8 protein-coding genes and 2 tRNA genes are annotated in these 8,854 nt (G+C 34.6%); 6 read left to right on the top strand and 4 right to left on the bottom strand.

The features are described 5' to 3' along the window. Nucleotides 1-19: 19 nt before the first annotated feature. Nucleotides 20-1,237 (bottom strand): coenzyme F420 hydrogenase subunit alpha, encoded by a 1,218-nt coding sequence (frhA, locus tag Q0409_RS02885; RefSeq protein WP_298534872.1) that lies wholly within the window; start codon nucleotides 1,235-1,237, stop codon nucleotides 20-22. Between the two features lie 524 nt (nucleotides 1,238-1,761). Here frhA and Q0409_RS02890 point away from each other — a divergent pair. The 4 genes from Q0409_RS02890 to Q0409_RS02905 all read left to right on the top strand — a co-directional run bounded on the left by Q0409_RS02890 (nucleotide 1,762) and on the right by Q0409_RS02905 (nucleotide 3,583). Beyond that, nucleotides 1,762-2,292: an endoglucanase gene (locus Q0409_RS02890; protein ID WP_298534874.1), complete on the top strand. Its 531-nt coding sequence runs from the start codon at nucleotides 1,762-1,764 to the stop codon at nucleotides 2,290-2,292. 267 nt (nucleotides 2,293-2,559) lie between these two features. Further along, a complete protein-coding gene (locus tag Q0409_RS02895) occupies nucleotides 2,560-3,087 on the top strand; it encodes a hypothetical protein (RefSeq protein WP_298534876.1) in 528 nt (175 codons plus the stop codon). Nucleotides 3,088-3,352: 265 nt separating this feature from the next. After that, nucleotides 3,353-3,426, top strand: a tRNA-Arg gene (locus tag Q0409_RS02900). A gap of 82 nt (nucleotides 3,427-3,508) precedes the next feature. Continuing rightward, nucleotides 3,509-3,583, top strand: a tRNA-Arg gene (locus Q0409_RS02905). A gap of 71 nt (nucleotides 3,584-3,654) precedes the next feature. Here the strand turns inward: Q0409_RS02905 and Q0409_RS02910 are convergent. After that, complete coding sequence (locus Q0409_RS02910) at nucleotides 3,655-4,845, bottom strand: TIGR00375 family protein (protein WP_298534878.1); 1,191 nt, start codon at nucleotides 4,843-4,845, stop codon at nucleotides 3,655-3,657. 110 nt (nucleotides 4,846-4,955) lie between these two features. Here Q0409_RS02910 and Q0409_RS02915 point away from each other — a divergent pair, with 110 nt between their 5' ends. Beyond that, entirely contained in the window at nucleotides 4,956-5,516 is a 561-nt protein-coding gene (locus Q0409_RS02915; protein WP_298534880.1) for a DNA-3-methyladenine glycosylase I, read from the top strand. Then, nucleotides 5,513-5,995 carry a DUF2115 family protein gene (locus tag Q0409_RS02920; protein ID WP_298534883.1) on the top strand — a complete coding sequence of 161 codons (483 nt, stop codon included), beginning with the start codon at nucleotides 5,513-5,515 and terminating at the stop codon, nucleotides 5,993-5,995. Before Q0409_RS02915 ends, Q0409_RS02920 begins: the two co-directional genes overlap by 4 nt. A gap of 25 nt (nucleotides 5,996-6,020) precedes the next feature. Here the strand turns inward: Q0409_RS02920 and Q0409_RS02925 are convergent, their stop codons facing one another. Further along, nucleotides 6,021-7,028, bottom strand: coding sequence for a TRC40/GET3/ArsA family transport-energizing ATPase (locus tag Q0409_RS02925; protein WP_298534885.1), 1,008 nt, complete (start codon nucleotides 7,026-7,028; stop codon nucleotides 6,021-6,023). A 164-nt stretch (nucleotides 7,029-7,192) separates the two neighbouring features. Further along, nucleotides 7,193-8,602: a sodium:alanine symporter family protein gene (locus Q0409_RS02930; RefSeq protein ID WP_298534887.1), complete on the bottom strand. Its 1,410-nt coding sequence runs from the start codon at nucleotides 8,600-8,602 to the stop codon at nucleotides 7,193-7,195. Between the last annotated feature and the right edge of the window lie 252 nt (nucleotides 8,603-8,854).

Here is an 8,854-nt window from a genome sequence, read left to right on the forward strand (position 1 = left end):
TCTATTAAAATCTATAAAATTAAATTCTCACCATTTCGTTTTTAACAACTGATCCATCTTCGTCGTCAACTACCATTACGTGAGTTGCACAAGATAAACATGGGTCGTAAGCTCTGATTACGTGAGGTCCCCATTCGTGATGGAATCCTTCAGTTGCAGGACCCATAGTTGGGATGTTCCAAGTAGTTGGTACTAATGCACTGTAGAAAGCGGTTTTTCCGTCTTTTACTTGTGCCATGTGAATATCAGTTCCTCTAGGAGCTTCTACTACACCGATACCTAATTTGTTGGTTCCTCTTGGGTCGAAATCTGCGAGGGTATTAGCAGCAGTGTCTAATTCATCTAAGATAGCAATAGCTCTGGAAAGGTAAGTTTTCATTTCACGAGCTCTAGCTAAGTGTTGAGCTACAACACCTTTTTCTTTGTAGCCTTGGAATTTATCTAATCTTGCTCTAGGACCAGTTTCTACGTTTAAACCATCGTATAATGGTACAGTAGTACATGCTCTTTTACCGATTTCTGGGTCATCATACCATAATTCTGGTACAATTTCAGTGAATCTGTCAAGATCGAAGAATTCTCTTTTACCGTAAATGACGTCACTTGCAAATACAGGAGCAGTGATTGCACCTAATCCTTCAGGAATGTCCTTTTCAAGGATTAAGTTGGTCATCAATTCAACGTGGTTGTCTACAACAGGAACTAATGCTTTGAGTCTGGTGTATAATTTTTTACGTGCAAGTTCAGATAAGTTTCTTGCCATACCACCGATTCTGATATCAGATGGGTGGATACCTTCACCAGCTACCATATCTACAACATATTGTGCGTTTTTCCTAATTGTTCCAACACTGTCTACTGCAGTCTTGAAAAGATCTTCAGGCACGAAGTCAGGAGCAACTAAGAAATGGTGAATTGCATGACTGTTTAAGTTAGAAGATGCAATTGTTAATTCTCTTAACAATGCAGCTGCTTTTGGAATTTCAATGTCTAAAGAGTCATCCATTGCTTCAACAGATGCCATTGTATGAGGTACTGGACATACCCCACAGATTCTTTGACAAAGAACTGGTGCAGTCTCAGGTGCTTTACCTGTAACCATTTTCTCTAAGCCTCTGACAGGTGTGATACTGAAGTATCTACCTTTGGTAACGATCCCTTCATCGTCAATTTCCATGACTAATTCCGCATGACCTTCTTGACGAGATGTTGGGGATATAACTATTTTATCGCTCAAATGTGTCACCTCTTATTTTATTTAAAATTTTAAAAGTTAGAAACTAACATTATTAATATATAATACTAAAGTAATATAAATTAAACTTTTAAAATCAAAAAGAAACATTTAAATAGTTTTATTTATTAGGTTTGCCTAAATTTAGACGAAAAATCAAAAATTCGTTAAGAATTCTTGAAAATTCAAAAAAAACAAGTCCATAGGCACGATATAAAATCAATTAATTAGGTTAAGCTAAAAAATAAAAATGATAAATCATGATAAATATATGATGATAAATTTTTCAATTTTTTATGAATTTTTATATAAAAAGTATTACTTTTTGGCAAAAAGGACTAGAAAATTTCGCATGAAAAAATAGATTTTTTATTGAAAAATTGTGGAAGAATTAAAAATTTTTAGGAAAAGATATATTTAAGATAATGTACAATAATAATATACAATTGTATAATTTTTTTAATTAAATTTAAAAAAGCCAATTAACTCAAATTTATAAAATTCTTCTAATTGAAGGAGGTGAAAGAATGGACAATTCAAACATAATCATATCTGTAATTATTGTTTTATGTATTGCTGCAGGAGTAACTGCATATGGAATAAGCGAAGGCGATAATGCAGTATTCAATGATTTAACCGGATTCTCACCAGACAGTACAAGTTCTGGAGATAATGGAATTGGCGATTTGTTCGGTGATAATTCAGGTGATGGAACTGGCTCAGATGTTTCTAACGGAGGCAGTTCAGGTTCCAGCGGCAGTAGCGGTGGAACAAACTCTAATGGAGGTAGTAACTCTGGCTCAGGATCAGGGTCTGGTTCCGGCTCAGGATCAGGGTCTGGAGGCAATTCCGGAAACTCAGGTGGACAAGGCCAAACTAAAATAAGTCCTGACCAAGCTAAATCAGTTGCTTCAAGTTTTATCGGGGAAGCAGGAGCATATGTCAGCAACGTTAAGGATGACGGAACTCAATACATCTGCTATATCTCAGATGCAAATGGAACTGTTGTTGACGCAATTGCAATCAGTTACTCTGGTGAAAACTTAGGTAAAGTATAAACTTTATTTTTGAGGAATAACACCTATTTATTCCTTATTTTTTAACTTTTTAATTACTATTTTTAAAAAAAAAATTTTTATAGGATTAAATCTATTTTTAAATGGGAAAAGTCTATAAAAATGAATAAATTTATAATATATTGTTACTAAAATATACTATATTATCAATTTAAAAAATTGATGAAGTGATTTTACAAATATTACATTCATGGAAATTTTATAAAAATTATTGCAAATCTTTTAAGATATTCTAAAAGAGGTGGAAATATGGACAATTCAAGCATTATTATTTCTGTTGTTATCGTATTGTGTATTGCTGCAGGAGTAACTGCATATGGATTAACAAATGATAGCAATAGTGTATTCAATGACCTTTCAGGTTTTACACCGGATGATCAAGGAAACACAGGAATAGGAAATAATTCTACTGGCTTAGATGGAAACGGTTCCGGAACTGGTGACAATAGCGGTTCAAGCAGTGGAACCAGCAGCTCCTCAAGCAGCTCAAGCTCTAGCTCAAGTTCTTCAGGCAAGCATAACGTAAGCCCTGAAAAAGCTAAAAAGATTGCTGAAGCTCAAGGATGGGAAGGTTCCTGGTGTTACAGTGTAAAATACAATTCTCATGGATATTACACTTGCCTTTTAAAAGATGCTAAAGGCCGTACTGGTTATGTGCTTGTTGGATCTGGTACTGGAACAGTTTTAGAAGGTGCTTGGAGTGACGAAGTTGTACCTGAAGAAGGTAACAGCACTGACTCAAGCGATGACTCAGATAACGAGACCAACAGCCAATAAGTGATTAAAAAAATTAATATTCTAAAATTAAACAGTGTTGAACTATACAAGAATAAATGCTAAAAAAATTAAAATTTAAATTAATTTAATTTTTAGTTTTTATTTTCTTTTTTTATTTCATTTTATTACATTTGTTTTCATAAATCATTTTATTAAAAAACAGTTTTATCAATTTAAACTTATTAGAATTTTTAATTTAAAAAAAGAGTATTCTTTACGATAGTTTTATATATCATAATAAACATAATATTAAATGTTGTATATAGGGCCCGTAGCCTAGCTGGACAGGGCGTCGGACTTCTAATCCGAAGGTCCCGGGTTCAAATCCCGGCGGGTCCGCTCTATTACTATTTTTACTATTTTTATTATAATTACAAAAGAAGACTACTTAAGATATCTTAAGCAGTTTAAGAAATGATATAGGCTTGTAGCCCAGTTTGGATAAGGCGTTAGACTCCTAATCTAAAGACCGCGGGTTCAAATCCCGCCAAGCCTGCTTTTAAAAAGAGAAATTAACTAATTTTTAATAGGCATTAATAATTAATACTCACTATTTTCAAGAATTTTTTAAAAATAATCTAAAGTGACTATTTTTTCAGACTTCTCCGGTTTCTTAAAGTCCTCATTGAAAGATATTTCACCATATTTGCCCCCGCCACCAGGAACAACATTTAATGTCTTATTCCTGAATCCTTCTATTCCAAGGGCTACCTTATCGTCTATTTTTGAAATATCCTCTAATGGAGTGTTTATTAAAACATCGATTTCAGGACCGTATGCATCAATCAATTTCTGCCAAACCCCTTGAACTGTTTTTGTTGTAATCCCTTTGTCATAAATCATGCTGATTATTTCAGCAAGAGGCATCAGATGAACATATGGAGGCCTATGGCTTGGATGATGAGGTTCCTTATAATCAGCTATTTCACTTATTCTGAAATCAACTCCCTTCTTGATCCTGCCACCACAGGAACATTTCATTCCATTGGCTTTTGCTATCTCAGGGTCTATGATCTTATAGCATTTTGTGCATGCAGTCATATGGTACTTTCCCAAATTGGGAAGAAGCCCGTAATTTGCCTTAACAGTCTTGTTCTTCAGTGCCTTTTGAAGTGATGTATAAGAAATGTCTTCCATCTCTATCTGATTGAATTCCCTACCTAATCTATGAGGCCATGGTGAATGAGCATCAGAATTGGTTAAAAATACAAAATCGGCGAGTTCCTTTACAGTATCTGCCATATCTGTATCTGCAGATAACCCCAATTCAACGAAATCAGGTGCCTTTTCATAACAGTCATAAATGCTGTCATAGGTCTTATACATTCCTGTCCAAGGAGTGAATGAATGAGCTGGACCGATCATGCAATCATACTCTTTTACGAGCTCAAAGAGTTCAGCACCGCTTAAAGGGCTTCTTGGCCTTCCATCGATATACTTGTTTGGAGAGACAAGTTTTTCTGAAAGCTCACGAGCAACTTCAATATTCGGCAAAATGATCACGTGGTGAATCTTGTGCTGAGCTTCAACTTCAGTTGTCAAGATGAAATCACAATCCTTATGGGAGTATATTCCATCCCCTTTATATTCTGTGCTTTCGGCTACAATATCAAGCCATTTTGGATGGAAAGCATCTCCAGTTCCAACTAGGTTCAATCCCTTTTCACGGGATTTTGGAGCTATATTGTTTATCACCATATCCTTTGAAGTGGCTGCTGAAAAGCAACTGTGAGTATGTAAATCCGCATTAACCAACATATAATAATCATTATAGTTTTTTAGTATAAATAATTTTAAAAAAATAACAATAGGTAAATAGAATTAAACTATAAAAATATTAATTAAGTAAAATTGAAAAAAGTGATTCCATGACAAAAAGACGTTGCCCTTGGGCTGAAGATGTAGAGGAAATCTATGTAAAGTATCATGACGAGGAATGGGGAGTCCCAACTTACGATGACCAAGAACTGTTCGAGCTGCTTGTACTTGAGTCATTTCAAGCTGGACTTGCATGGATTACAATACTAAAGAAAAGAGAGAACTTTAGAGAAGCTTTTGATAACTTTGACGTTGAAAAAGTAGCTGCTTACGATGAAAAGAAGATAGAAGAGCTCAGAAATAATGCAGGAATAATCAGACATAAGGGAAAGATAAATGCTGCAATCAACAATGCAAAGATCTTTATTGAAATACAAAAGGAATACGGCTCTTTCTCCAACTACATCTGGCACTTTACAGACAATCAAATATTGATTGATACAGAAGAGAACTATCTGACAAACTCCTCCCTTTCAGATAAAATAGCTAAGGATCTGAAGAAAAGGGGAATGAAATTTGTTGGAACTACAATAATATACTCCTACTTGGAGTCAATTGGAGTAATAAATAATCATATTCATGAATGCTTTAGATACGAGGAATTGAAATGAAAGCACGAGACTTATTGGAAGAAATAAAGGAAAACATAAAGGATTTTGACATTGCCCCATTTGAGGAAAGAGCAAGGGATGAAAACACTGATCAAACATCAAAACTACGTGCCAATTTCCATATTCAAAACTATAATGAGATTATGGAATTGAATATTGATGAGAATGATGCGAGCAATATAGAAATCGATGAAAAATTGGTAAATGACATTAAAGATGAATTGGGCAGATTCTTTGAAGGATGCTCCCCTGAAAGTGAAGAGGAATTTAAAAGATTCATAACCTATACTTGCATTTACTTAAGTCTGATTGCAAAAAGGCCATTGCATCCAATTGGAATAGATATGCACAATGGAAAAACTGTATTTGCTAAAGAAGAAAATGGTGAAACAGTATACTATTGCGACATTAAGGAAGAGCAATCAAAGATTGCTAAAGATTATTACACTTGCCAATACTGTGTTTGCAAACCAAGCTAATAAAATAAAAAAATTAGGAATGTAATTACAACTGAATTACATTCTGTTGGACTTCATCATTGTCCTTTCCTTCATAAAGGATTTCAGCTAATTTTAACAATTTCTCTTGTCCTTTAACCTCATCCTTGAATAAAGGAACTTCTGCAACGACTTGATCCTTGAACTTTTGATCTATGAGTGCGAGACGTTTTTGCTGCAACATGTATCTTGAATGACAGAAGTCACAATCTGAAATGTCTGGCATGACCTGATTTACAATGATGCTGTCAGTTGTAATGTCATACTTATTCAATGCTTCAATAGCTCTTTCTGATTCATAAATAGACATTTCCTCTGGAATGACAACCATCTTAAATGTGGTTCTTTCAGGGTCAGAGAGAACTGCTTTAGCTTCATCAATTTGCTTTTTGGTCTCTTCCAATTCCTTGCTGGATTGCATGTCATCTGCTGCATCCATAAATGGGATGATATTCTTCAATGCATTTGCTGCAGTGCCTAATTTTGCTTTGGCTTTCATTAGTTTTCCTACCCAAGAGTCCATGATTTCAGGGAATGAAAGCAATCTTAAAGTGTGACCAGTTGGCGCAGTGTCAAATACTACAACATCATACTCATTGGAAGTCATCACAGATAAGAACACTTCAAATGCAGCTGCTTCATCAGCACCAGGAGAAGCTGAAGCCAAATCCATTTGCTCACCTAAAAAGTCAAGACCCATCAATTGGTCAGGACTTGCTACAGACTTTTGGCTTTCTAATGCTCTTTGCTTTTCTTCCATTGCCTTATCCGGATCGATTTCGACAGCAAAGAGGTTTTCATTGATTTGAACAGGATAATGTCCAATGCTTACCTCTAATGAATCAGATAATGAATGAGCAGGATCGGTTGATACGATTAATGTTTTCTTTCCTTGATTTGCTAACCACAATGCAGTAGCTGAAGAGATTGAAGTTTTTCCAACTCCACCTTTTCCACCTACAAAAATGAATGTGGTTTCTCCTTGCTTGAATTTAAATAAATCTTTAAATGCCATATAATCCCTCCATAGGATTTAGTTAAATTATCTAAAAAGTTTTAGTAACAATAAGTTATTTTATTCTTCTTACATATAAAGTTTACTTTTTTAAAATTAAACATTCATTATAGAATATAAAAAATAGAATATAAAAAATAAAAAAAGAGTTCTGGAAAAGATGATCAATTCCAGAAATTATTTTCATCAGTGATGCCTATATTACTTGCCCTGAAAAGAGGGATTTTTCCAAGTTTCTTCTGATGCTCATAATCCTTTAGACAATCTATTGCAACCTTACCCATAGCAACACAAGTCGGCAGGTTGATAAGTGTCATAAGTCCCATTGTGATGTCAGCCATAGCCCAAGCAACATCCATAGGAACAATAGCTCCAACAAAAACAATCACTGTAGCAAGTATATGGAATATTCTCATGAAGTTCCTGGAAGGCTCTTTCTTTTTATTTAAGAAGATCAATGCATTGTCAACATAATAGAGATTTCCAATCAATGTTGTGAATGCAAATAGAACCATTGCGATTGTAATGAACATAGGTCCAGCAGTGCCAAAAACTGAGGAAATGGCGTTTTGCACATATGGAGCACCGGAAACAGACACATCTCTTGCAACTCCAGTGGACAAGCACATAAGTGCAGTAGCTGTACATAAAAGCAAGGTGTCTATATAAACAGACAATGTTTGCACAAGCCCTTGTTTTGCAGGATGTGATACATCTGCAGAAGCTGAAGCGTTTGGAGCAGAACCTACACCTGCTTCGTTTGAGAACAATCCTCTTTTAATACCGTAAACCAAACATGATCCTGCAAAACCTCCTGCTATTGAAGTGAAATTAAATGCGTCCTGGAAAATCAAGAGGAACATGGAAGGAACATTTTGGATATTCAATAGGATTACAATTAAAGCTACAAAAATATAAGAAACACCCATAAGTGGCACGATTGTACTTGTAACCCTAACAATCCTATTGCCTCCTCCAAGAAGGCAATACCCGGTTATGATAGCAAGTGCAGCGCCTATCATGATTGGAGTACTTGATGGATTATAAAATGAATACTCAATGAATGTGGATTGAAGGTTGTAAGAACACAAGAGATTAAATCCTACTGCATAGGTGGCAATTAAACATATGCAAAAGAGAATAGCTATCCTAGGCTTTTTCCATCCCTCCTCAATATAATAAGCGGGACCTCCATACATATGGCCATTGGAATCTAATCTTTTATAGATTTGAGCTAAAGTACTTTCAATGAATGCAGAAGATGCACCGATGATACACATTACCCACATCCAGAAGCACGCCCCAGGACCACCGAGACAAATTGCTGTAGACACTCCTATAATGTTACCGGTTCCAACCCTTGATGCAGTGGATACCAGCATCGCTTGCAAGGAAGAGACAGAATCATCTGCCGGCCTTTCAAACAATATCCTTAGGGATTCGGGAAATAATCTGATCTGCACTCCCTTAGTATAGATAGTGAAGTACAACCCAGCTAAAGCCATGACAATAATTAAAATAGGAAAATACATAATATTGTCAATTTCATTTAATAAATATACTAAATCAAACATAAACATCATTTTTTAAAAATCTTTCTTAAGAATATTTTAGATTTTTGAATATAATAACCTATCTATGTTAAATCATATTATGTTAAAAATTCTTTTCTAATCATTGCAAAAGGAATTTGATAAATCATGATTTTTTTAATCAATTTTTTGAAAAATCTAAAAAATCAGACATTGAATGAGTGGAGCAATAATCAATTATATATTAAATAAAAATAATAAATATAAATTAATATGATTTATTAATAATGTGAT

This window comes from uncultured Methanobrevibacter sp. (genome assembly GCF_937898925.1).
GTDB lineage: Archaea > Methanobacteriota > Methanobacteria > Methanobacteriales > Methanobacteriaceae > Methanobrevibacter.